Annotated in this window: 23 protein-coding genes; 10 read left to right on the top strand and 13 right to left on the bottom strand. The window is 54.1% G+C overall.

What is annotated here, in order from left to right:
- Positions 1 to 123: 123 nt before the first annotated feature.
- Together ACEYDX_RS07140 and ACEYDX_RS07135 are read left to right on the top strand one after the other, a co-directional pair.
- A complete protein-coding gene (locus ACEYDX_RS07140; RefSeq protein ID WP_373741332.1) occupies positions 124 to 819 on the top strand; it encodes a DUF4328 domain-containing protein in 696 nt (231 codons plus the stop codon).
- 57 nt (positions 820 to 876) lie between these two features.
- Complete coding sequence (locus ACEYDX_RS07135; RefSeq protein WP_373741333.1) at positions 877 to 2,022, top strand: methyltransferase; 1,146 nt, start codon at positions 877 to 879, stop codon at positions 2,020 to 2,022.
- A gap of 579 nt (positions 2,023 to 2,601) precedes the next feature.
- Here the strand turns inward: ACEYDX_RS07135 and ACEYDX_RS07130 are convergent.
- A complete protein-coding gene (locus ACEYDX_RS07130) occupies positions 2,602 to 3,381 on the bottom strand; it encodes a FadR/GntR family transcriptional regulator (RefSeq protein WP_373741331.1) in 780 nt (259 codons plus the stop codon).
- A 652-nt stretch (positions 3,382 to 4,033) separates the two neighbouring features.
- Between ACEYDX_RS07130 and ACEYDX_RS07125 the strand changes: the two genes are divergently transcribed.
- On the top strand, positions 4,034 to 5,680 hold the full coding sequence (locus ACEYDX_RS07125) for a lactate permease LctP family transporter (protein ID WP_373741330.1): 1,647 nt from the start codon (positions 4,034 to 4,036) through the stop codon (positions 5,678 to 5,680).
- A 366-nt stretch (positions 5,681 to 6,046) separates the two neighbouring features.
- Complete coding sequence (locus ACEYDX_RS07120; protein WP_373741329.1) at positions 6,047 to 6,421, top strand: lipoprotein; 375 nt, start codon at positions 6,047 to 6,049, stop codon at positions 6,419 to 6,421.
- A 117-nt stretch (positions 6,422 to 6,538) separates the two neighbouring features.
- Here ACEYDX_RS07120 and rho read toward each other — a convergent pair whose 3' ends face one another.
- Together rho and mltG are read right to left on the bottom strand one after the other, a co-directional pair.
- A complete protein-coding gene (rho, locus tag ACEYDX_RS07115; protein ID WP_373741328.1) occupies positions 6,539 to 7,798 on the bottom strand; it encodes a transcription termination factor Rho in 1,260 nt (419 codons plus the stop codon).
- Between the two features lie 311 nt (positions 7,799 to 8,109).
- On the bottom strand, positions 8,110 to 9,105 hold the full coding sequence (mltG, locus tag ACEYDX_RS07110) for an endolytic transglycosylase MltG (RefSeq protein WP_373741327.1): 996 nt from the start codon (positions 9,103 to 9,105) through the stop codon (positions 8,110 to 8,112).
- Between the two features lie 194 nt (positions 9,106 to 9,299).
- On the opposite strand from mltG, the gene ampD reads away from it, so the two are divergent.
- The 5 genes from ampD to galU all read left to right on the top strand — a co-directional run bounded on the left by ampD (position 9,300) and on the right by galU (position 15,936).
- Positions 9,300 to 9,866 (top strand): 1,6-anhydro-N-acetylmuramyl-L-alanine amidase AmpD, encoded by a 567-nt coding sequence (gene ampD, locus ACEYDX_RS07105; protein ID WP_373741326.1) that lies wholly within the window; start codon positions 9,300 to 9,302, stop codon positions 9,864 to 9,866.
- Between the two features lie 266 nt (positions 9,867 to 10,132).
- The gene (locus ACEYDX_RS07100) at positions 10,133 to 11,371 is read left to right on the top strand and encodes a cell division protein ZipA C-terminal FtsZ-binding domain-containing protein (protein WP_373741325.1); all 1,239 of its coding nucleotides are present in this window, start codon (positions 10,133 to 10,135) and stop codon (positions 11,369 to 11,371) included.
- 293 nt (positions 11,372 to 11,664) lie between these two features.
- Positions 11,665 to 14,346 (top strand): NAD-dependent DNA ligase LigA, encoded by a 2,682-nt coding sequence (ligA, locus tag ACEYDX_RS07095; RefSeq protein WP_373741324.1) that lies wholly within the window; start codon positions 11,665 to 11,667, stop codon positions 14,344 to 14,346.
- A gap of 65 nt (positions 14,347 to 14,411) precedes the next feature.
- Entirely contained in the window at positions 14,412 to 14,762 is a 351-nt protein-coding gene (locus tag ACEYDX_RS07090) for a hypothetical protein (protein WP_373741323.1), read from the top strand.
- 301 nt (positions 14,763 to 15,063) lie between these two features.
- Positions 15,064 to 15,936, top strand: a complete 873-nt coding sequence (galU, locus tag ACEYDX_RS07085) for a UTP--glucose-1-phosphate uridylyltransferase GalU (protein WP_373741322.1) — start codon at positions 15,064 to 15,066, stop codon at positions 15,934 to 15,936.
- Positions 15,937 to 16,166: 230 nt separating this feature from the next.
- Here galU and ACEYDX_RS07080 read toward each other — a convergent pair whose 3' ends face one another.
- From ACEYDX_RS07080 to ccoG, 10 genes are all read right to left on the bottom strand, one after another.
- Positions 16,167 to 16,613, bottom strand: coding sequence for an SDR family NAD(P)-dependent oxidoreductase (locus tag ACEYDX_RS07080; protein WP_373741321.1), 447 nt, complete (start codon positions 16,611 to 16,613; stop codon positions 16,167 to 16,169).
- A 37-nt stretch (positions 16,614 to 16,650) separates the two neighbouring features.
- Positions 16,651 to 16,902, bottom strand: coding sequence for an SDR family NAD(P)-dependent oxidoreductase (locus tag ACEYDX_RS07075; RefSeq protein WP_373741320.1), 252 nt, complete (start codon positions 16,900 to 16,902; stop codon positions 16,651 to 16,653).
- Between the two features lie 113 nt (positions 16,903 to 17,015).
- Positions 17,016 to 17,282, bottom strand: a complete 267-nt coding sequence (locus tag ACEYDX_RS07070; RefSeq protein WP_373741319.1) for a hypothetical protein — start codon at positions 17,280 to 17,282, stop codon at positions 17,016 to 17,018.
- Positions 17,266 to 17,673: a phage holin family protein gene (locus ACEYDX_RS07065; RefSeq protein ID WP_373741318.1), complete on the bottom strand. Its 408-nt coding sequence runs from the start codon at positions 17,671 to 17,673 to the stop codon at positions 17,266 to 17,268. Before ACEYDX_RS07065 ends, ACEYDX_RS07070 begins: the two co-directional genes overlap by 17 nt.
- A 96-nt stretch (positions 17,674 to 17,769) precedes the next feature.
- A complete protein-coding gene (locus ACEYDX_RS07060) occupies positions 17,770 to 18,150 on the bottom strand; it encodes a YqjD family protein (RefSeq protein WP_373741317.1) in 381 nt (126 codons plus the stop codon).
- Between the two features lie 160 nt (positions 18,151 to 18,310).
- A complete protein-coding gene (gene pgsA, locus ACEYDX_RS07055) occupies positions 18,311 to 18,874 on the bottom strand; it encodes a CDP-diacylglycerol--glycerol-3-phosphate 3-phosphatidyltransferase (RefSeq protein ID WP_373741316.1) in 564 nt (187 codons plus the stop codon).
- Positions 18,875 to 19,036: 162 nt separating this feature from the next.
- The gene (locus ACEYDX_RS07050) at positions 19,037 to 19,594 is read right to left on the bottom strand and encodes a type IV secretion protein Rhs (RefSeq protein ID WP_373741315.1); all 558 of its coding nucleotides are present in this window, start codon (positions 19,592 to 19,594) and stop codon (positions 19,037 to 19,039) included.
- On the bottom strand, positions 19,587 to 20,129 hold the full coding sequence (locus ACEYDX_RS07045; protein ID WP_373741314.1) for a DUF2062 domain-containing protein: 543 nt from the start codon (positions 20,127 to 20,129) through the stop codon (positions 19,587 to 19,589). Before ACEYDX_RS07045 ends, ACEYDX_RS07050 begins: the two co-directional genes overlap by 8 nt.
- Before the next feature lie 120 nt (positions 20,130 to 20,249).
- A complete protein-coding gene (locus tag ACEYDX_RS07040; protein ID WP_373741313.1) occupies positions 20,250 to 20,810 on the bottom strand; it encodes a FixH family protein in 561 nt (186 codons plus the stop codon).
- A 1-nt stretch (position 20,811) separates the two neighbouring features.
- Complete coding sequence (gene ccoG, locus ACEYDX_RS07035) at positions 20,812 to 22,341, bottom strand: cytochrome c oxidase accessory protein CcoG (RefSeq protein ID WP_373741312.1); 1,530 nt, start codon at positions 22,339 to 22,341, stop codon at positions 20,812 to 20,814.
- 233 nt (positions 22,342 to 22,574) lie between these two features.
- Here ccoG and uvrA point away from each other — a divergent pair.
- On the top strand, positions 22,575 to 25,079 hold a 2,505-nt coding region (gene uvrA, locus ACEYDX_RS07030), incomplete at its 3' end, for an excinuclease ABC subunit UvrA (protein WP_373741311.1).

Here is a 25,079-nt window from a genome sequence, read left to right as displayed (position 1 = left end):
GGTGGAGATGGCGATGCCGAATTCTTTTGCGGCTCTACGAATCGTCCATCCTTGACGGAGTTTTTTGAGCACGAGTTGTTTGAAGTCTTGTGAATAGGCCATGGTGGAATTGTATCGAATAATATGTTTATTTGCTATATTACCGTAATCACAGGGTTATTGTTGTTGAGCATACTTGCAGACTTTATTCGAACCATATATTTGGTGGATGGATTGCAAACCGCCGTTGCACAGTCCATCGCACAGGGAAATAATGCAGCTTTGCAGGCATATCACAAGCGCGTGGAATTTTTCGACGACCCGGCTTATTCAAACATACCCGGTATTTTATTTTGGATATCCGCCATCCCCGTCAGCATGTGGATCATCTCCGCCAATGAGGCTGCGCGGACATTGGGCGCGCCCGGCATCACCATTTCTCCGGGCTGGTCGGTGGGTTGGTATGCCGTTCCGTTTGCCAATCTGGTCATGCCTTACAAAGCGATGGCTCAGATTTGGCGTGGCAGCCTGATGATTGCAGGGCAAAAACGTTCTGCCGCCGTCCTAGTAATATGGTGGTTTACTTTTATCTTCTCCAAACCGATTGGCAAAATCATAGAATCAATGACGGAACAAGCAAACAATGCCGTCGGCACTGCCCAAACATCGATGCAATACCAACTGGCAGTTGAAAATTACTTACAGATGCTCTATATCGGACTTGCGCCCTACATATTAAATATCGTATGTGCAGTCTGCCTGCTGAAAATCATCTACAACATTAACGAAGCACAAGGCCGTGGTGCTAAAAAACTCAATACCCATGCAGACCGGCTGTAAAACCGCAAAGGCCGTCTGAAAGCCCGTTATCCATTTTTCCGTCAAGTCCCGACCATGATGCGCCACACCGTCCCTACTCCCGCAAATCCCGCCGCCGAATGGCGCAACGAAAGCACGCAGAAACCGCCTGCCGCAGCCGTGTACGCACGGGAAGCGAATGCCGCGCAAATCTTAAAAGCCGCCCACGCCGACACGGCGACGGTATGGACGGGTGATTTTCACAATGCCAAACAGGTGCTTTCCGCCGTGAAAAAACGCGTGCGCGGTCCAAAAAACAGCAGGCCGTCTGAAAACGCAACGGACGTTCAGAACGACCGTTCCGCCCGGGCTGCGGCTTTTCACAGGCACCGTATGAAACAGGCGCAGCAAAGCCGCATCATCAATATGCTGGCAGTGGAAATCGGTGCGGGATTCACATTGGATTTACCGCGTGCGTCCGATGTCCGCGCTGCGCTCATCGATGTGTACGGCATTGAAAACACAGAGCCTTTCCTGTTGCCGCTCAACCAGTTGCTCGGTTTTACCGGTGCGCACGAATGGCACAAAAAAGGCGTGTACGTTCCCGTGCTCGATGCCCGCATTCATGTACCGTTCGGCGTGTTTTCGCCCCTGCGTGGCGAATATCTGGATTTAATCGCGCAAGCCCCGCTGCCGGAAAATGTTCAGACGGCCTTCGACATCGGCACGGGTTCGGGCGTGATTGCCGCGGTTTTGGCCAAGCGCGGCATTCCCGAAATCATTGCCACCGACACCAATCCGCGTGCCGTCAAATGTGCAGAAGCCAACACAGACCGTCTGAAAACGGATGCGCGAATCCGTATCGAAACCGTTGATTTGTTTCCTGAAAACCAAACCGCAGACCTGATTGTCTGCAACCCGCCGTGGCTGCCGGCCAAGCCCACATCCGCCGTCGAATCCGCGCTTTACGACCCCGATTCGGCCATGCTCAGGGCTTTTCTAAACGGCGTAAAAGGCCGTCTGAATCCGCACGGCGAAGCGTGGCTGATTATGTCGGATTTGGCCGAACATCTCGGCCTGCGTGCGCCCGACTTTCTCGAACGGTGTTTTCAGACGGCCTCGCTGACGGTTGCCGGCGTGCTGAAAACCAAACCGCAACACGGTAAGGCGGCAGACACCGCCGATCCGCTCGCTTTTGCCCGCAATCTTGAAACCACCAGCCTTTACCGCCTGAAGGCCGTCTGAAAACACGCTGGGAACGCCCGACTCGGTTTCCCACCTGTGCGGGAATAAAGACCGTTTGAAAACGAATTTTGCAGAGACTCCATCGATATGTAATATCCAACACAATCTGAAAATGGGGTTCAAACGTTCCTGATTGATTTTTCAGACGGCATCACAAAACCGTTCCCTTATAACTTTTATAACGTGAAAGGTAATAGGCTGTGTTCGGATATTGCGGTGGTGCCTACTGCCGTCATTCCCGCGCAGGTGGGAAGCTATGTTTGAAATCCCCGGGAGACACTTAATGAACATCGCAACTGGATTGCGGGCATGACGAAAGTAGTAAAAATCTGTCTTGCCGGTGTGTTATCAACACGCAATATTTGAACACGGCCAAATACATAGCCCCATCATCTCTCAAACACAACACAAGCAAACAGGCCGTCTGAAAATCTTTTTCAGACGGCCTTAAACTGTTTGCCGGACAAATACCAAACCCATGTGCCGTTTTTCCGCATGGCGGCACGACCGATATGTTTTACAAGCTGGTTTAGAAAACAGACAGCATTAAAAATTTGCCCAACCGCATCTTCCGCATCATTATTTCCAATCTTCAATCCGCTTGAAATCGCGTTCCGCCAAAGAATCGGCATGCTGGCTGCGACTTTGGTATTCGCGGTCTTCGCGCATGCTCGCCGACACATAGTTCAGATGCTCCTGTGCGATTTCGGCGGCACGGGCGGTTTCGCGGTTTTCGATGGCCGAAAACAGGGCGCGGTGGTGTTCGATCAGGGTCGGACGCGGGTCGTGGGTATGTTCGGCATAGATGAAACGGCTGCGGGTTTGGCGGTAGAGCATGTTCAGCAGCCCTGTGGAAAGGTGGCTGAACAGGATGTTGTGGGCGGCATCGGCAATCGCCTGATGAAAACCCATATCGGCTTCCGCCTGATGTTCGCGGTGGTTTTGGGAGCAGGAAGTCTCGAATTTTTCCAGCCAAAACGTCATGCGCTTCAAATCGGCATCGGTACGCCGTTCCGCAGCCATCGCGGCCATCGTGCCTTCTATGTGGCGGCTGAAATCATAAACATCGGCTTCCCAGTCGGGATGTTTACCCAACAGCTCCTGCCAACCGTTGAGAAAATCCTGCTGCTGTTTGACAGAAACATAGTAGCCGTCGCCCTGCCGCGCTTCGAGCATGTTGCGCGCCACCAGCATCTTCAGCGCACCGCGCACCGACGGACGCGATACGCCGAATTCTTCGGCCAGCGTCCGTTCGGGCGGGATGCGGATGCCCACGGGATAGATTCCTGTGGCAATCCTTTCTTCCAAAATAGACAGTATCTGCTCGCTGAGCTTGAGTGGTTTGACGAGTTTGGTCATGGTTCGGCCGGTATTTTTAGAGTATTGCCGCTACTTTACCAAAAACATCGGTTTTTTGGTATGACCAATTATCTTTTTTTGGTTTTTCGTGTTGATCTGTAAAAAATTACTAAGACTGTCCGGATATTTTCCAATCTGAAAAACGGCAATCCGATTCTCGACAGACGCTTTTTCAGACGGCCTTACTTTTTCCCGCCTTCCGTTTTCAGGTCGTCTGAAAAGGTTTGGCGTCGTACTTGTTTGTCTCTATTCAAAATTGTTTTTACTGCTTCACGGATGGCAGCATGGCATCCGGATGATTATCCGAACAGCGGCATCCATATTTCGCCGTTGCTTCTGTGCTTTTTCAGACGGCCGTCTGAAATACAGACACAGCAAGCCTTTATGCTCCAACCATATGTTTTAACGTCAATATTTTAAGTAGCTTTATTACTCACCTACCAAACGGTTACAAGCGCACCCTCTTTTTTAAATTTTTTTTACAGCAGGGCTTGACCTTGACGACGGGCTTTTAGTAGAGTTACGCGTATTTCGGTGTAATTGGTATGACCAATTTACCGATGTCGTGTACGGGAACCAAACACCATCATCAGAGGAAACGTTCCCCAAACAGGTTCGCACCTTGGTGCGGCTTATTTCGGAGATTTTTAATATGGAAACATGGTTACAGAACTATTCCGCCGTCGGCGGCAGTCTGTATTTGACCGCAGCGGTGGCCTTGCTGCCGATTGTCTTTTTCTTTATCGCACTGACCGTTTTAAAGCTCAAGGGCTATATGGCCGGTCTGTTTACGCTTTTAATCGCGATGGGTGTGGCCGTGCTCGGCTTCGGTATGCCCGTGGGTATGGCGGTGTCTTCGGCACTTTATGGCTTCGCCTACGGCCTGTGGCCGATTGCGTGGATTATCGTTACCGCGGTATTCCTATATAAAATCACCGTAAAAACCGGCCAGTTCGACATCATCCGTTCCTCGGTCATTTCAATTACCGAAGACCAACGCCTGCAAATGCTGCTGGTGGGCTTCTCGTTTGGCGCGTTCCTAGAGGGTGCGGCAGGCTTCGGTGCACCTGTGGCCATTACCGCCGCGCTGTTGGTCGGCTTGGGTTTCAACCCGCTCTACGCAGCCGGTCTCTGTCTGATTGCCAACACCGCACCCGTGGCTTTCGGTGCGATGGGTATCCCGATTCTCGTTGCCGGACAGGTTTCCAACCTTGACCCCTTCCACATCGGCCAAGTAGCCGGACGCCAACTGCCGATTCTGTCGATTATCGTCCCCTTCTGGCTCGTGGCAATGATGGACGGTATGCGCGGAATCCGCCAAACATGGCCTGCGGTGCTGGTTGCCGGCATATCGTTCGCGATTACCCAGTTCCTGACCGCCAACTTCATTGGCCCCGAGCTGCCCGATGTAACTTCTGCTCTAGTCAGCCTGATCTGCTTGTCTGCGTTCCTGAAAAAATGGCAGCCGAAAGAAATCTTCACTTTCGCCGGTATGAAACAGCCCGAAGCGCGTAGAGACAGCGAATATACCTCCGGCCAAATCATGAAAGCCTGGTCGCCTTTTGCCATCCTGACCTTGTTCGTCAGCGTGTGGACATGGAAACCGCTGAAAGACGCACTCGACAGCTTCAGCCTGATTAAAATCGAATGGCCCGGCCTGCACAACCTGGTGCTGAAAGCCGCCCCCATCGTGAGCGAACCCAAACCCTACGAAGCGGTTTACAAACTCAACCTGCTCAGCGCTGTCGGCACATCCATCCTGTTGGCCGCAATCGTCACCATCATTTTGTTGCGCATGAAGCCGTCTGAAGCGGTAAAAACCTTCGGCGAAACCCTGTACGAACTGCGCCTGTCCATCCTTTCCATCGGTTTGGTATTGGGCTTCGCATTCGTCGCCAACTATTCCGGTCTGTCCTCGACTCTGGCTTTGGTATTGGCCGGCACTGGTGTTGCATTCCCGTTCTTCTCACCGTTCCTCGGCTGGCTTGGCGTATTCCTGACCGGTTCCGACACTTCGGCCAACGCCCTGTTCGGCTCATTGCAGGCGAGCACCGCCAACCAAGTCGGCATCAGCCCCGAGCTGGCCGTTGCAGCGAATACCACCGGCGGCGTAACCGGCAAGATGATTTCCCCGCAATCCATCGCCGTGGCCTGTGCCGCAGTCGGTCTGGAAGGCAAAGAATCCGACCTGTTCCGTTTCACTGTTAAACACAGCCTGATTTTCTGTACTTTCGTCGGCCTGCTGACCCTGCTTCAAGCTTATGTCCTGTCTTGGACGCTGATTTTCTTCAACAAATAATCAAACCTGCTTGAAGCCGAAAACCCGCCTGCAAAAACAGGCGGGTTTATCATTTATATGGTTTACATCCACAGTTAAAACATAAACCATGGCATAAGTGGGCGGATAACAATGAAGGCCGTCTGAAAACAGTATAGGCGGCACAACAGGCAAAGAATCCGCTTAAAATGCTTAACCTCTTGTTCTAAAAATATGTTATTGAGTTCGGGTTAACCGTAAAGCGTAATTCTTTCCATTTTATTACTTGATTTAAAAAACTAATCCCTCCCATTTCCATCTGATAGAGACAGAAAAAATCTGTGTCAGCCGATATACGGCACACGGTTTTGTAAAACCGTCAACCAACAAAGTTAGAAGGAATATTTCATGAAAAAATATCTGATGCTCGCCACCGCCGCTTTCGCACTGGCCGCTTGTTCCAGCAGCAAAAAAGAGGAAGCTGCCGCTCCGATGCCCCAACAGCAACTGACTGTTGAACAGGCTTTGGAACAGTGCCAGCAAGCAGGCGGTGCAAGCCAAGATCGTGCCACTCTGGATGCCTGTATGAAAGACAAAGGCTTCCAACGCGGTGACAGCGCTGCCGCCTCAGGTGGTGCCGCTGCCGGAGCAGGCGCAGCAGCCGGTATGACCGCTCCTGCCCCCGTTGCAGCTTCAGCTCCCGAAGCCGCAGCCGAAGAACCTGCTGCCAAACCCGCAAAGAAAAAAGCCAAAGGCAAAGCGAAAAAAGCCAAGAAAAAATAAGGACTGAAATGTCAAAACGGCAGGTTGTTCCCACACTCCCGAACAGCTTGCCCTAAGACATACGAAAGGCCGTCTGAAAATATTTTCAGACGGCCTTTTTAATCGGCGCCAAACCGTTTATTTGCCGCGCATCAACTCAAAGAATTCATTGTTGTCTTTGGATTTTTTCAGTTTGTCTACCAAAAACTCGGTGGCTTCGATTTCGTCCATCGGATGCAGGAATTTCCGCAACAGCCACATACGCTGAAGTTGGTCGTTGGGCACCAGCAATTCTTCGCGGCGGGTACCGGATTTATTGATGTTGACGGCAGGAAATACGCGTTTCTCGGCGATTCGGCGGTCGAGGTTGAGTTCCATGTTACCCGTGCCTTTGAACTCCTCAAAAATCACATCGTCCATACGGCTGCCGGTATCCACCAAAGCGGTGGCGATAATGGTGAGCGAACCGCCTTCTTCGACATTGCGCGCGGCACCGAAAAAGCGTTTGGGACGGTGCAGCGCATTGGCATCCACACCGCCGGTAAGGATTTTGCCCGAAGCCGGTACGACGGTATTGTAGGCGCGTGCCAAACGGGTAATCGAATCGAGCAGAATCACCACGTCTTTTTTATGCTCGACCATGCGTTTGGCTTTTTCAATCACCATTTCGGCAACTTGAACGTGGCGCTGCGCCGGTTCGTCGAAAGTGGAGGCCACCACCTCGCCGCGCACGCTGCGCGACATTTCGGTTACTTCTTCCGGACGCTCGTCAATCAGCAAAACAATCAGCTCAGCATCGGGGTAGTTAGACGTAATCGCATGGGCAATATTTTGCAGCATCACGGTTTTACCGGTTTTCGGCGGAGCAACCAGCAGCGCGCGCTGCCCGAATCCGATGGGGGAAATCAAGTCGATGGCACGGCAGGTAATGTTTTCTTCGGCCTTGATGTCGCGCTCGAGTTTGAACTGTTTGGTAGGGAACAGCGGGGTCAGGTTTTCGAACAGGATTTTGTGTTTGCAGTTTTCCGGATGGTCGCCGTTGATGCTGTCGAGCCTAACCAATGCGAAATAACGCTCGTTGTCTTTCGGCACGCGCACGCTGCCTTCGATGGTGTCGCCCGTGTGCAGGTTGAAACGGCGGATTTGCGTGGGAGAAACATAAATGTCGTCAGGCCCCGCCAAATAGGATGTATCGGCACTGCGCAGGAAACCGAAACCGTCGGGCAGGATTTCGAGCGTGCCGGAACAGGTAAACGATTCGCCCTGTTTCATCAGCTGGCGCACGATGGCGAAAACGAGGTCTTGTTTGCGGAAGCGGTTGGCGTTTTCAATACCGAGCTGTTCGGCTTGATCCAAGAGCTTGGAAATGTGTTGGGTTTGGAGTTCTGAAACGTGCATGGTAAAAGAGAATGAAATGTGTAAAGAAAAGGCGGCGGTGATGCCGTCTGAAAAGTGGAATGGGTACTTTCGTGATGGAAATGTGCCTGAGCCGGCGGGTAGAACGACAAGGTATTTGTCAGGGCGCGATTTTAGTGGCTGCAGCCGTTGCTGTCAATTTTCAGCATTTTAACCCGTTTTAAAAACCGCAGCTTTTACGCTTGTAACGGCTTACCCCAAAACCGCATTGCTCCAGTGAGAAGCCGTATTTGCCCAAACTTGGAAACAGGCCGTCTGAAAAATGTTTTCAGACGGCCTGTTCGAAACTGAAATCAGCGTTTCAGAATATATTTGCGCACCGCCGCATTATGTTCTTCCAAAGTATGGCTGAAATGGCTCAGGCCGGTATCGTCCATCTTGGAAACAAAATACAGATACTGTGCATCAGACGGATTGGCCGCGGCTTCGAGCGCGGCTTCGCCCGGAAGGGCGATGGGGGTGGGGGTCAAACCGCCGCGGGTGTAGGTGTTGTAAGGCGTATCGCGCTGTAAATCGGCCTTGCGGATACGTCCTTGATAGGCGCTGCCCATGCCGTAGATGACGGTGGGGTCTGTTTGCAGGCGCATGTTTTTGCGCAGACGGTTAACGAATACTGCGGAAACATGCTCACGATCATCGGGATGGCCGGTTTCTTTTTCAATCAGACTGGCCATAATCAGCAGCTCATATTTGTTTTGGAACGGCAGGCCGTTTTCCCGGCCGTCCCATGCACTGTCGAGCTTTTTCTGCATGGTTTGGTAGGCAGTCCGGTAAATCTGGATGTCGCTGCTGTCGGCATCGATTTCGTAGCTGTCGGGGAAAAACTGGCCTTCGGGATTGGGGTTGAGCGCATCGGGCGCAATTTCCTGCATCAGCTTTTCAGTGCTCCAGCCTGCGGTGTCGTGGCGGATGCCCTGTGCGGCGTTAATCGCGGCGCGCATATCGGCAAAACGCATGCCTTCGCGAATCTGAACGGTAACGGAATCGGGCCGCGAACCGCGCAAACGCTGCAAAACCGTCCATGCCGATACCTTTGCCGGCAAACGGTAAGTACCCGCCCGCAGTTTGTTGTGCACGCCCAAAACATACGCCGTAGCCGCCAGCACTTGCCGGTTATAGACAACGCCGTCTTCCGCCAGCTTGCGGCTGACCGATGAGATGCCTTGGTTTTTCACTACTTTGATGCGGTATTCTTTGCCGCTGTCTTTCGGAACAAACAGCAGTGCCGCCCATACTGCGGCCAGCAGCAGAAAAATTCCGCCGCCCCATTTCAACAATTTATTCAACATGATACGATTCAAGTGGTTGAGCCCGGCGCACAGTATAACCGAAACGCCGCATTTTTCCGAAAACAGTCTGCCAAGCGGTTTCATCCGTTATCAAATGGATAAAGCCGTTGATTTTTAAAGAACAGTTTTCAGACGGCCCAACGGTTGCAAAACACGTTCGGGCCGTCTGAAAAATTATCCGGACGCTATCCGATATGACCGACACCCTCCCCGACAACGAATGGCGGCAAGGCTGGTGGCTGCCTGCCCGCCGCGTCGATTCGCCCAATTTCAGTCCCCGCCCCGACGGAGAAACCGTCTCGCTGGTCGTGCTGCACAATATTTCGCTGCCGCCGTTTGAATACGGCAACGGTGCGGTAGAAAAGCTGTTTACCAACCGCATCAATCCGGCAGAACACCCGTTTTTCAGCGTGATTCACGAATTGCGCGTTTCCAGCCATTTTTTCATTAGCCGCAACGGAGAAGCCATACAGTTCGTTTCCTGCAACGACACGGCCTACCATGCAGGCATATCGTCTTTCCAAGGGCGGGAAAAGTGCAACGGCTTTTCCATCGGCATCGAAATAGAAGGATGCGATTTCGAACCTTTTACCGAAGCGCAATACACAACCCTGCAAACCCTGCTTGCCGCCGTTCAGACGGCCTATCCGATAAGCGCAGTAACCGGCCACCAAAACATCGCACCCGGACGCAAATCCGACCCCGGACATTTTTTCGACTGGCAAACCCTTGCTGATGCGGGAATTCCCGTTTCACGTTAATCCGTTAATTTTCAGACGGCACTGCATCGGGCCGTCTGAAACCGTCTTATCCTGCCGTTTACCCTACAATCCGAAAAGCATATCCCATCCTGAAAAACAAACCGTTTATCCGCGAACTGCTGCCAGCCGCAACACTTTCCGCTATAATCCCCACTTACCGCCCAATACTGCGGAATTGGGGCTTGCCGACGGCATCCGGCCCAAGCTGCACAAAGGTTCAAAGGGTTACAAAACAAACACAACGCAATTTCAAAGAGTGATGTTCCATGGTTATTATCATCATCGGCCTTGCCGTTATCCTTAGCGTACTTGCCTACAATTATTACCAAGAAAGCCAATACCGCAAAAAAATCCGCGAAGATTTGGGTCAGTCCGAACAGGAAGCCGGTTCCGAAGCCCAACCTAAAAAAATCCGCGAAAACAAAAGCAGAAAAGGCTTGAAATCCGCAGGAGACGGCAAAGATGCCGCCGTGCGCCAAGCCGCGCGCAGCAATCAGGAACGCAACGACCTGTTTGCCATGAAAGTCGAACAGACCGCAGCGGCCAAGCCCGACATCGAAATCGAAATAGAAGACGATTTCGACACTTCCGCCCCCGTCACGCCCACTTTTGAAAACACCGTACCGCCGGCAGCGGCCAAAACTGCCAAACCGCAAGCCGTCCGCAAAGACTTGGTGGATTTGGACGAATTGGCCAAAGTAGAGCTGCCTTGGTTCGATCCGCGTTTCGACTACATGGCCTACATCGCGCTCAACGAAGCGCAAGAGCTGCATGCCCTTCCGCGCTTGTCCGGCCGCCACCGTTTCCAAATCATCGGCTGCACCATGGACGACCGCTTCCAAATTGCCGAACCGATTCCCAGCGTTTACTACCAAGGCTTCGTCATCGGCCTTCAGGCCGTCAGCCGCAGTGGCTTGGCCACGCTTGACGAACTTGAGCAGTTCAACGAACACGTTACCCAGTTTGCCGAGCAGATGGACGGCAAACTGATGCTAACCGACATCCCCACTTTCCTGAGCGTGGCCGAACCCTTGGACATGCTCTGCGCCCGTGTTGACCAAACCATCGCCATCCATCTCGTTTCGCACACCAACATCAGCGGCGTGGAACTGCGCTCCGCAGTAGAAAGCAACGGCTTCGGACTGGGTGCGGACGGCGCATTCCATTATCCGGCCAACGAAACCGAATATCCCCTGTTCGACATCGTTACGCTCGACAACACCGCTTTTACCCCCGCCCTGCTCTCCGCACAGGCCTACCGCGGCTTCAGCATGCTGTTCGACATCCCCCACATCCCTGCCGGCGAAAAAACGTTCGACCGTTTCATGGATTTGGCCGTCAAACTCTCCGGCCAACTGGGTTTGGATTTGGTAAACGACAAACTCGAAGAGCTTTCCACCCAGTGGCTGAAAGATGTCCGCAACTTCGTGCTTGCCCGTCAGGACGAAATGCTCAAAGTCGGCATCAAACCCGGCAGCGAAACCGCCAAACGCCTGTTTTCCTGACCGTGCAGACAGGCCGTCTGAAAACGGCCTGAAAAAGTTTACGCATCTTCAATATCCATGGCACGGGCGCACGGCAATATGTGCGCCCGTTTTTATTTCGCTACTGCACATGATGCGGACTTTCTAGTTTCCGTAACGCAGTCCCACCGATTCGGCTCGTTTTATCGTAAAAAATCCGACAACCGTTTTTCCCGCTGCTGTCGGCCGGAACCGCAGATTCCTGCCAATACGGAAACTGCATCACGATTGCCTAAATCAAACTACGCTCCCTTATTTTTCAGACGGCCTCCATCATGACCCAGCCCGCTGCCACCCGCATCCGCGAACTCACCGACCTGCTCAACCGCTACGCCCACGAATACTACACCCTTGATGCGCCGAGCGTACCCGATGCGGAATACGACCGCCTGTTCCGCGAACTCGAAGCGTTGGAACTTGCCCATCCCGATTTGAAACAGCCCGACAGCCCTACCCAACGCGTCGGCGGTGCGCCGTTGGACGGTTTCGAGAGCGTACGCCACGAAGTGCCGATGCTGTCGCTGTCCAACGCGTTTTCACCGCAAGACGAAAACGGCGTATTCGACCATGCGGAAATGCTGGCCTTCGACGAACGCGTGCGCGACGGTTTGGACGGCAGACAGCCCGAATATGCGATTGAACCGAAATTCGACGGTCTGGCCGTCAGCCTGCTCTATCAAGACGGCGTATTGGTGCGCGCCGCCACACGCGGCGACGGAGCAACGGGCGAAGACGTTACCCGAAATGTAAAAACCATTTCTTCTATTCCTTTGAAATTACAGGGTAAAAACCTGCCGACATTATTGGAAGTACGCGGCGAAGTGCTGATGCTGAAAGCCGATTTCATGCGGCTGAACGAATTTCAGACGGCCAACAACCAAAAACTGTTTGCCAACCCGCGCAACGCCGCTGCGGGCAGCCTGCGCCAGCTCGACTCGCGCATTACCGCCCGCCGCCGCCTGCATTTTTTCGCCTATTCGATTGCGCAGCAACAAGGCGGTAAAGTTTTAACCGAACATATTCAGGAACTTGCCTACTTGGGCGAACTGGGTTTCAGCCTACCCCACGGAAATTTCAGCGTATTCCCCGACATCGCGGGCGTTTTGCGGTTTTACGAAGAAATGCAGCAAAAACGTCCCACCCTGCCCTACGAAATCGACGGCATGGTGGTCAAGGTAAACAATCTCGCGCAACAGGACGAACTGGGCTTCATCTCGCGCGCGCCGCGTTGGGCGGTCGCGCACAAATTCCCCGCCGAAGAAGCCCTGACGGTGGTGGAAGCAATTGACGTGCAGGTCGGGCGCACCGGCGCAGTCACGCCCGTGGCGCGTTTGCAGCCCGTGTCCGTCGGCGGCGTAACCGTAACCAATGCCACGCTGCACAACGAAGGCGAAACGCAGCGCAAAGACGTGCGCGTCGGCGATACGGTGGTGGTGCGCCGCGCGGGGGACGTGATTCCCGAAGTGGTGCGCGTCGTGTTTGAAAAACGGCCGATGAAAGCGGCAAGGCCGTCTGAAAAAACGCCCGCACACGCCCAAAACGATTTGTTTGCCGAAGCGGAAAACCAGGCCGGACAAGGTTTTCAGACGGCATCGGGCGAACCCGTTTACCCGCAATACCGTCTGCCCGAAACCTGCCCGATTTGCGGCAGCGGCATCGAAAAAGAAGCGGGCGAAGCGGTGGCGCGGTGCAGCGGCGGCATGCTCTGCCGCGCCCAGCGTGCACAGGCACTTATCCACTTCGCCTCGCGCAAGGCAATGGACATCGACGGGCTGGGCGAACGCCAAATCGAAGCCCTTGTGTCGCAAAATCTGGTGCAGCATTTCGCCGACCTCTACCGTCTCGACATCCCGACTTTGCAGCAGATGAAGGAAAATGCCGACAAAGCCGAAGCAGAAAGGCCGTCTGAAAACGGTGCAGATACGCTTTCAGACGGCCTGAACGGTACCATGCCGTCTGAAAACATTCCGTCAGCTGCCCAAAACGGCGGACTGTCCGTCCCGTCTGAGATGACAGCCGGTGCCGGGCAGACCACTCCTCCAGTCGCCGAAATACCCCTGCATCAAGCAGACCGTTCAGAGAACCCCGATACCGCAAGACTGTCTGAAAACGGCTCGGCGGACAAGTTTTCAGACGGCTTCAAGCCCGTCAAAAAACAGCCCGTCAAATGGGCGGAAAACATCCTTGCCGGCATCGAAGCCAGCAAAACGCCCGAGCTTGCCCGTTTTCTGTTCGCCCTCGGCATCCGGCACGTCGGCGAGCGCACCGCCAAATCGCTGGCGCAGGCGTTCGGCACACTGGAAAACGTGCGCCGCGCTCCCGAACCCGCCCTTGCCTGCCTGCCCGACATCGGCGCGGTGGTCGCCCGTTCCATCGCCCACTTTTTTGCACAGCCCGAACAGCAGGCAATGATCAACGAACTGCTTGCCGTTGGTGTTTCCCCGAAAAATCAAAACGTTACCCTTCCGTCTGCGCGTTACGTTACCCCCGAAAAATGGCTCGCACGCCTGCCCGGTTTCAAACTCAGCGAAAACCGCGCCGCCGCACTGTGGGACTTGGCCGGCAAATCGGCGGACGGCCTGATGACCGACCAAGCCCTGCCCGCGGAATTTCAAAACTGGCGGCGCGAACCGGAAAATTTAAACGTTTTGCGGCAGATGAAAGATTTTCTCACCACCCTGCCGTCTGAAAACGACGGAGCCGCAGCGGAAGTTTCAGACGGCCTGAATGCCGCCGTTGCCGGACAAACCTTTGTGCTCACAGGTACGCTGCCTACGCTCAAACGCGACGAAGCGCAGGCCATGATTGAAGCCGCCGGCGGCAAAGTGTCCGGCAGCGTGTCGAAGAAAACCGATTTCGTGGTGGCGGGCGAAGCCGCCGGCAGCAAACTGGAAAAAGCCCGTGCGCTCGGCGTGGTGGTGCTCGACGAAGCCGCTTTGCTGGCCATGCTGAAATAGCAAACAGGACGTCTGAAAAGTTTTCAGACGGCCTGTTTGCTGTATAACCCATCACGGAAACTGCAATGGAAAATACCGAAACCCTGGCGGAATTCATCCGCAGCTATGACGGATGGCACGAGCTGATCTGCTTCGATTGGAACGGCGGCAGCGCAGAAACGTTTTCAGACGGCAATGCGGATTTCCGCAGGCTGGTCTTGGGCTATGCACCGGCCAAACCTGAAACCGTTCCGCCACAGCTGTGGCGCGACTTGTTCGCAGCGGAAGCGGCTTGGTCGGCAAAAGCGTGGTGTGCGTTTCGGTTTTTTCCCGAATTGGCGGCGCACTTTCTGAACGCATGCGGCGCGGCGGAGCTGGAGACGTTTTCAGACGCCTGTACGCTTCATTCGACACCTGCGCCGCCTATCATCATCTGACCCTATCTCCCGAAACTGTCGCGGAACTCACTGACGCAGCACGGCAGGCTTCGGACCGGTGCAATGATAAAGAACGGCAGGCACGTTACGAAGGCGTATTGGAAATTATGGCCGCTGCGGAAACACGGCAATCCGCACCTCATACAGGTTTCGCGTTATAAATTTTCCGTTTCAGACGGCCTGAGCCTTGCAGACAGACCCGCTACATACCGTTACACAAATACACATATTTAAAGAGTATAATCACGGCCAACGCAGCCCTGCTGCGCAATCAATTCCAACCTTATTTTGCGGAGACCTTATGAAACCCATTAAAAAATGCGTATTTCCCGTGGCCGGTATGGGCACGAGATTTCTGCCGGCAACCAAAGCCAGCCCGAAAGAGATGCTGCCGATTGTCGACAAGCCCTTGATTCAATATGCGGTTGAAGAAGCCGTGGCCGCAGGCTGTACCGAGATGGTGTTCGTAACCGGCCGCAACAAACGCAGCATCGAAGACCATTTCGACAAAGCCTATGAGCTGGAAACCGAATTGGAACAGCGCAATAAGGAAAAACTGTTGGCACACATTCAAGGCATCCTGCCGCCTGAAATTACCTGCCTGTACATCCGTCAGGCCGAAGCCTTGGGATTGGGACATGCCGTATTGTGCGCCCGTGCTGCCGTCGGCGACAATCCGTTCGCCGTGATTCTGGCCGACGACCTGATTGATGCTCCGCAAGGTGCGCTCAAACAGATGATCGATATTTACAACCAAACCGGTAACAGTGTACTGGGCGTAGAAACCGTCGACCCCCAGCAAACCGGTTCTTACGGCATCGTCGAAACGGAAAAACTGAAAAACTACCAGCGCATCACCAATATTGTCGAAAAACCGAAGCCGGAAGACGCCCCGTCCAATCTTGCCGTTGTCGGCCGTTATGTGCTCACTCCCCGCATTTTCGACCTGCTGACCAACCTGCCGCGCGGTGCGGGCAACGAAATCCAACTGACCGATGCCATCGAACGCCTGCTCGACCACGAATTTGTTTTGGCGCACGCCTTCGACGGCAAACGTTACGACTGCGGCAGTAAAATCGGTTATCTGGAAGCAACGTTGGCTTACGGTTTGAAACACCCCGATACCGCCGCCGATTTCCGTGAGTTGGTCAAACAGTATTCGGCGAATCTGTAATACCGCATTACCCGCGACAGCATGAGGGCCGTCTGAAAAATCTTTCAGACGGCCTTGATGTTGTCAACAGCTCGGTTGCACAGTATTGCAGGCGGAGATTGATAACGGGGACGTGGAACGGAAGATTTATCGGGATGAACCGGATTAAAAAATAAAAGGTGGATTTTTTTCCACCTTTTTAATTTGGCATTGATAAAAATTAAATCCGCCATGTGTCTCATAATTCGGGTTTACGGTCTGAAACCGCCATTGACATCATAAGCACTTCCCGTCACATAACCGGCATCGTCAGACAACAAAAACAGTGCCATGGCGGCCGGCGGCTTCGGAAGCATCGCCCCCCGTTTCAACAGGGCGTTTTGTGCCAACATCGCTTCAAAACTGTCAGGGATAGCTGCACGCAGATTGCTGGTAATCGGGCCGGGAACCAAGATATTGACACGGATATTGCGTGGGGCAAGTTCGGTCGCCCAACTAAGTGCGGCGGTGTGCAAAGCCGCTTTGCTTGCCGAATACAGGGAAATGCCCGCCTGAGCTTCGTGAATGGCACTGGATGACGTGACCAACACCGCACCACCCGAGCGGATATGCGGCGAAAGTGCCGCCATTTGCAGCATGGGCACCATGCTGTTTACCCAAAATACCTGTTCCAGCGATTCTTTTGGTGTTTTCTTCAAGCATGGCAATGCCGTTGCCGACATAAGCGGCGTTAAGCTATACGCCGTCCAGCCCGCCTGCTTTCTCCACGACAGGCATGAGACGATCCAAGGTTTTGCCGTCGGCAACATCGTCTAGGATGGCGGTGGCTTTTTCGCCAAGGTCTTTTGCGGCGGCATCCAGGCGGCTCGGCGTGCGTCCCGTGATGATGACGTTCGCCCCTTCGCGGATCAAGCGTTTGGCACCCGCCAAGCCGATGCCGCTGCTTGCGCCTGTGATGAGTATGGTTTTATTTTCAAATCGGTTCATAATTGCTCTCTCTATTTTCCCTTGCAATAAGCAGTATTTCCTGAATCCACAAATAAACTCCCGCCTACACGGGAATGGTGCTTGCCAACGGCATCTCAATCAATTTGATGTTTTTATCCTTTGCGTTTCGTATGCCCGAAACACCATTTCCACAAAGCCAATGCCGCGACCGCAGTCAAACGGTATCTGCGCGCCACGGGAATTTTGACCGCACGGCGGGCAAGGCCGTCTGAAAGCAGGCTGCCTGCCAGCTGCACGGCTTGTGCGATGTTGTCGGAACGGCTCTGCTTTTGCCGCAACAGCCCGCTGCGGATTTTCAAACGGGCAAGCTCGGCTTCGAGCTTCAGGATTTCACGCTCTTCTTTATTTTTCCTGTTCACGTTTTTTCCTTCCGTTTCCGGCGGCGGAGCGCAGCAGTTCGATGTCGCCGCGGATGTCGCGCAAAGTAGCTGCGATGGCTTGATTCTGTTTTTTCCAGCCGACGGCCAACCGCCACAGCATCAAAACAATCAGCAGCAGGCAAACGGCGGCCATGCCTGCGAACACATATACGGCGGCAGTATCGTCCAGCAGGCGGTTGAGCAGGAACAGGACGCTGATTAAACCGGTAAACATCAATACCAGACTGACGGCGGCGGCCATGATGATGCGCACAGCATTGCCTGCCTGTTCTGCGGCATCAATACCCAGTATCCGCACCCGCAGGCGCAGCAGTTCCGCGCTTTGTGCGGCCAGTGTTTTGTAGTGCCTGAGCTGATCGTTCAAGCTCATATTGCCTCCTTCAGTAGGGATCTCCGATACCGTATATATAGCAATGCCATATACAGTAATGCCGTCTGAAAATACGGTTTTCAGACGGCATTGCCTTTAGCGGCGGTTCAGCAGTACGCCGACCACCAAGCCCGCCAGCGCAGCAAAGCCGATGGCGTAATAAGGCTTGTCGCGGATCATCTCGTCGGCCTGATGCGCGCCTTGTTTGACGCGCTCTTCGGCATCCTGTTCGAAACGGCGGAATTTTTCCTGTGCTTCTCGGGCATGGTGTCTGAGTTTTTCTCCGGCTTCGGCTTCAAAATGGTGCAGCTTTTCTTTGGCCGTACCGAGTTTGTCCTGCAATTTGGCTTTCAGTTCTTTTGCCTCTTCCGTACCGGCCTCGACACCGTTTTCATAGAGTTTTTCCACATCTTCCAAAACGGTATGGATTTCTTTCAACAATGCTTCTTTGCGCGCTTCAAAATCGGATTTGCTCATGTTACTGCTCCTTTGGTAGAAACTTCGGACATTCTGTTTGGCCGCCTGAAAACGGAAAACAGTTTCGGGAAAGTACAACGTAAAAGGATTATTGGGACATCCGGCTAATTATTCAAGTAAAAACACGATTCCGAACAAAGCTTTACCCAATCGGAAATCCCTATTTGAACTCTTGCCACGCCATTTTCAGATAGTAGAACATCGACCACAGCGTGAGCACGCAGGCGATAAACATCAGGATGTTTCCGGTCAGAATAAAATCCAAGCCGTGGTAATTTTCATCGCCGACCAGCAGCAGCAGAATCGCCGCCATCTGCGCGGTGGTTTTGAATTTGCCGATGGTGGCAACGGCAACGCTGCCGCGCTTGCCCATCTGCGCCATCCATTCGCGCAGAGCGGAAATGGTGATTTCGCGCCCGATGATAATCATGGCAAAGATGGCGTAAGTACGGTCGAGACTTACCAACAGCAGCAGAGCCACCGCCACCATCAGTTTATCGGCCACAGGGTCGAGAAACGCGCCGAAATCGGATGTCTGTTTCCAAAGCCGCGCCAAAAAGCCGTCGAACCAATCAGTAACGGCGGCGGCGGCAAAAATAAAAGCGGCTGTCCAATTAACGGTTTGGATGTCTATCCACGAATGCGGCAGATAGAAAAGCGCGGTAAATACGGGAATCAGCAATACGCGCAGCCAAGTAAGCAGGATGGGGATGTTCCAAGACATGGTGAGAATCCGATAGGGTGTTTTCAGACGGCCTTTTACGCTGAAATGCCGTGTGCCGCTATTCTATCACTCGGCTGATATTTTGCGTGAACAAAACCCCGCGCCGAATGACGCGGGGAAATGTTTTGCAGCGGGCAGGCTGCCGGAAAACAGGTTTCCGTATCAACGTTCCGTTTTTACCGCTTTACCGATGCGTTTCCAATACGAAGGCAGCAGGTTTCTATTGTGCGGATGGTAGGAAAATACAGAGAGAATCCGTTCGAATTCGGCCAGTCTCTGCGGCTGCGGTTTGGCGGACAGAAAGCGTTCGCCGAAATAATGCGCCACCACATCCGCCTGCTGCTCCATATTCAGCGAACCGAAGCTGCGGATTTCTTCCGGCTTCGGATAATGGTAGGCACGCCTTTGAATATAGCCGCCCTGACACGATAAAACCAAACCGCCGAACCATGTTTTAAATCCCTGCTGGTATTGCCACACATGAGTCAGCTCGTGTATCAGCCAGCTTTGATACGACGGGTCTTGGCAGGAAAAATCATCGCAAAACGACGCTTTCGGGAAAAAAATCCAGCCGTTGGGCGAAACGGCAGCTTTGACAAACGGCAGAAACGGTATGCCGCACCAGATTTTCACCCGCGCATAATCGATGCCGTCTGAAAACACCTTTCGGGCCATTTCGATTTCGGCTTCCGTGAGCCTGCGCCATCTTTTTTCAGCCACGCGATTCCTTCCGTTTTTTCCAGTGGTAGCGGGTGCGCAATTTCCAAAACTGCAAGACGGCGACATACCCCACTACGGCCAAACATGCGCCCAATACCGGAACACCCACCAGCAGCGGTTTACCCGCACCGATAAGCCATGCGCCGAATTCGGCGAAGAAATTGCCGTCGCTCCACTTCGGAAAATCCAGCTTGTCCGCCGCTTTCACGCCCAGCAGGGCGGAGCCGATTTTATAGGCGGCGAAATAAAGCGGCATATAGGTCAGCGGATTGGTGTAGAGCGTGGTAAATGCCGCCACCGGCAGGTTGGTACGCAGGAAATACGCCACAATCAGCGCCGCCAGCATCTGCGTGGGGCCCGGCATCAGCCCGCAAAACATTCCCACCGCCACGGATACGGCGGCCTGACGGCGGTTGAGCGTCCAGAAATAAGGTTTGTCGAACAGCGGAGCAAAAGGCTTTGTCCAGCGTGATGCGAAAATCTGCTCCGAGCTGGGCAGTTTGTGGCGGTAGGTGGTGCGTTTGAATCGGGTCATGAGCGGTAAAACGGTAACGGCTGTTGTCGGGGATATAGGGTCAAACGGTGCATTTTAAAAGTTGGCCGTCTGAAAAACAGTGTTCAGACGGCCTTACATATTTTCGGGAAAACGGTTTGCCTAATTTGGGTTTTCCGGTGTTTGCCCTTTCAGTAATTTGTCCGGCGGAATAAGCGAAACCGCATTGCCCTGGCTGACAATCCATTTGTTTTCCACCCGCCATTTGCCTGCGGCATCTTCCACGCGGACATACCAATGGTTGGTTTTCGGCAGGGGCTTGAAGGCCGCGTTGTACTCGGCTTGGGCACTGCCGGTTTCAGACGGCACATAGGCAAGTTGGACGGTTTGGTCGTCGGATTTTTTGGCCGGGTGCATCAATTGCAGCCGCAACGGCTGTTTCACGTCGAAATCGCCGCTGACAATGACCTTGGCGGTATCCATGTCGGGCGAAAGCATCACGGTGGCGCGGATATTGCGCTTGACGGCTTCTTCGTCGCGGTGGAGTTGGATGTCGATGTGTTTTCCGTCTTTATAGTAATCGTCGGAAACCAAATCGGCGGCGTTTTCTTTGGCGATGAAGAAACTGGCCGTGCTCGCAATCACGACAATCATCGGCCCTGCCATCAGAATCCACGGCCAAGGCTCTCTATACCAAGGTTTTTTCTGTTTTTGCTGTGCCAATTCATTCTCCGATAAAGGTGGCTTCTTCTTTGATAATCCGTGCTTCCGACTGCGGAACGTCTTCGCGGTAGGCAAACTCGAATTCCACGGGATGGCTGCCCTTGTCGGCATATTCGGGAATGGTAGATACCTGCACCGGCACGGTTACGGTTTCGCGCGGTTGGATCTTAAGGCCGTCTGAAGGCAGGCCGGTCAGCGCAATATCGTCGAAACCGCTGACTTTTGCCGTCAACACCTGCGGAACTTCGCTGTTGTTGATGATGCGCAGGCTGTATGCGTTTTCCAGCCAGCCTTTATTGTTTTCGCGCACCATCACGCCGCGGTCTTTGATGATGTCGATTTCCACCATTTCGCGGGTGGATACGCCCACAATCATCGCCGTTACCGCCGCAAACAAGGCCACGCCGTAACCGATGACTTTCGGGCGGAGCAGGCGTTTTTTAATGTCTTGGTCGGCATATTCGTGTTTGAGCACGCTTTCGGTGGTATAGCGGATCAGGCCGCGCGGATATTCCATCTTATCCATGATTTCGTCGCAGGCATCAATGCAGGCCGCACAGCCGATACATTGGTATTGCAGGCCGTCGCGGATGTCGATACCGACGGGACAGACCTGCACGCACATGGTGCAGTTGATGCAGTCGCCCAGTTGCGTTTCTTCCTTGTTGGCCGTTTTCTTGCGCGCCCCGCGCGGTTCGCCGCGTTCGGCATCGTAGGAAATAATCAGCGTGTCTTTGTCGAACATCGCGCTTTGGAAACGCGCATACGGACACATGTGTAGACAAACTTTTTCGCGCATCACATGGCCGAAGAAAAAGGTAACGAAACCGTAAAACGCCGCCGCAAACACCGCACCGCCGCCGGCCGTCATCGCAAAGAGCGCGGGCACGAATTCGCGGATGGGAACGAACCAGCCCGCAAAAGTAATCCCCGTCCACGCACTGACCAGGAAAATCAGCAGGAATTTGACGGTTTTCACGCGGATTTTGCGGAAGCCCCAAGGCTCTTTGTCCAACTTCAGCCGCTTGTTGCGGTCGCCTTCGACCAAATGGTCAATCCACAGCATGATTTCGGTATAAACCGTTTGCGGACAAGCATAGCCGCACCACAAACGCCCCGCAATCGTCGTCCACCAAAACAGGCCGAACGCGCAAATCATCAGCAGCACGGCCAGATAAATCAAATCGCCCATGCCGAACGACAGGCCGAAAATATAGAAATGGCGTTGCGGAATATCGAACAGCACCGCCTGCCTTCCCGTCCAGTTGAACCACGGCACTGCATAAAACACAAACTGCGTCGCCAAAATCATCAAAACGCGCAGATTGGCAAAGCGCCCGACAGCCCGTTTCGGATGAATGCGCTGCCCTGCCGGATGGATTTGGATGACGCTGTTCGGATTTCCTTTGGGTTTGGCTGCCGCAGGCTTCGCCGCTTTTACCGCTTCCGCCTTACCGTCTGCCGCTTCTTTTTTGACGGCATCTGCGGCTGCATCGTTACGCTGCTGCGGAGTATCGTTCTCGGGAGTCATGGTGTGTATTCCTTGGATTCTGGCAATGTCCGGTTATTATCGTGCAGGCTTCAGACGGCCTGTTTGCAGACATGTTTATTTTAACATTTCCCCCCTGCCCCGCATACTGCTTGTTTGACAGTGAGTTAACGCGATTCTGCGGCAAAGGCCGTCTGAAAACGTTTCAGACGGCCTTTATCTGTTTGAAAGTGTTACAATACCCGTTTCTTTTGTTTAGACGGCCTATCGCTACCATGTGCAACAAACACCCCCACGACAACGACACCATCCGCATCCGCGGCGCACGCACGCACAATTTGAAAAACATTGATTTGGACATTCCGCGCCACAAGCTGGTGGTGGTAACGGGTTTGTCGGGCAGCGGCAAGTCGAGTTTGGCGTTCGACACGCTCTATGCCGAGGGGCAGCGGCGTTATGTGGAGAGCCTGTCGGCCTATGCGCGCCAGTTTGTGCAGATGATGGACATGCCCGACGTGGATTTGATTGAAGGTTTGTCGCCGGCGATTTCCATCGAGCAGAAATCCACCAGCCACAATCCGCGTTCGACGGTGGGCACGGTTACGGAAATCCATGATTACCTTCGCCTTTTATACGCGCGGGTGGGCACGCCGTATTGCCCGGAACACGATTTACCGCTGGCGAGCCAAACCGTGTCGCAGATGGTGGATGCCGTGTTGAAACTGCCGGAAGACAGCCGCGTGATGATTCTCGCCCCTGCCGTGCGCGAGCGCAAAGGCGAATTCGTTGAATTTTTCGCCGACTTGCAGGCGCAGGGCTTTGCCCGCGTGCGCGTGGACGGCGAAGTCTACCAGCTCGACGAAGTGCCGAAGCTGGAAAAAAACATCAAACACAATATCGACGTGGTGATCGATCGCGTAAAAGTGAAAGCCGACATCAAACAGCGTTTGGCCGAAAGCTTCGAAACCGCCCTGCGCCACGGCGGCGAGCGCGCGCTGGCCTTGGAAATGGACAGCGGCGAAGAACACTGGTTTTCCGCCCAATTCGCCTGCCCCGTCTGCTCATACAGCCTGCCCGAGCTGGAGCCGCGCCTGTTTTCCTTCAACAACCCCGTCGGCGCCTGCCCCACTTGCGACGGCTTGGGCAATATGAATTTTTTCGACCCCGAGCGCGTGGTGCTGCACCCTGAATTGTCGCTGGCCGCCGGTGCGATTAAGGGTTGGGACAAACGCAACCAGTTTTATTTCCAGATGATTCAGTCGCTGGCCGCGCATTACGGTTTTGATGTCGATGCCCCGTTTGAAAGCCTGTCTGAAAAAGTGAAAAAAGTAGTGCTGCACGGCTCGGGCAAAGAAGTGATCGACTTCCGCTACCTTTCCGAAAAAGGCACCACCTTCAACCGCAGCCACGCCTTCGAAGGCATTATCCCCAACCTCGAACGCCGCTTCCGCGAAACCGATTCCGCCACCGTGCGCGAAGAGCTGCTGCAATACCAAAGCCACAAAGCCTGCCCGAGCTGCGGCGGCGCACGCCTGCGCAAAGAAGCGCGCTATGTTTATGTGGGCAAACAGCCGCTGCACGAGCTTTCCGCCTGGCCGCTCACCAAAACCCACGAATTCTTTGAAAAACTCGATTTGGAAGGCAACAAAAAACAGATTGCCGAAAAAATCCTCAAAGAAATCACCGAGCGCTTGGGCTTTCTGATTAACGTTGGCCTCGATTACCTCAACCTTGCCCGCTCCGCCGAAACCCTCTCCGGCGGCGAAGCCCAGCGCATCCGGCTCGCCAGCCAAATCGGCAGCGGCCTAACCGGCGTGATGTATGTGCTCGACGAACCCTCCATCGGCCTGCACCAGCGCGACAACGACCGCCTGCTGGCCACCCTCAAACGCCTGCGCGACTTGGGCAACAGCGTGATTGTGGTCGAACACGACGAAGACGCCATCCGCGAAGCCGATTTCGTGATCGATATGGGCCCCGGCGCCGGCGAACACGGCGGCACCGTGCTGGTGGCCGACACCCCCGCCAAAGTCGCCGCCTGCAAACAATCCGTTACCGGTCAATACTTAAGCGGCAAAAAGAAAATCGAAGTGCCCTCTGTTAGAACACCCGTCAACCCCGAAAGAATGCTGGTGTTAAAAGGCGCGCGCGGCAACAACCTCAAAAACGTTACCCTCGAGCTGCCGCTGGGCTTAATCACCTGCATCACCGGCGTATCCGGCAGCGGCAAATCCACCCTGATTAACGACACGCTCGCCAAAATCACCGCCCGCGAGCTTAACCGCGCCCACGAAGAACCCGCACCCTACGACGACATTACCGGCCTCGACCACCTCGACAAAGTGATCAACGTCGACCAATCCCCCATCGGCCGCACCCCGCGCTCCAACCCCGCCACCTACACCGGCCTGTTCACCCCCATCCGCGAACTCTTCGCCGGCGTGCCCCTCTCGCGCGAACGCGGCTACAACGTCGGCCGCTTCTCCTTCAACGTCAAAGGCGGCCGCTGCGAAGCCTGCCAGGGCGACGGCGTGATCAAAGTGGAAATGCACTTTTTGCCCGATGTGTATGTGCCCTGCGAAGTGTGCCACGGCAAACGCTACAACCGCGAAACGCTGGAGGTGCAATACAAAGGCAAAAACATCAGCCAAGTGCTGGATATGACCGTAGAAGAAGCCCGGGAATTCTTCGACGCCGTGCCCACCGTGTCGCGCAAACTGCAAACCCTGATGGACGTCGGCCTCGGCTACATCCGCCTCGGCCAATCCGCCACCACCCTC

The organism is Neisseria sp., assembly GCF_041804105.1.
Taxonomy (GTDB): Bacteria; Pseudomonadota; Gammaproteobacteria; order Burkholderiales; family Neisseriaceae; genus Neisseria.
This window is presented reverse-complemented; position numbering and strand designations above follow the sequence as displayed.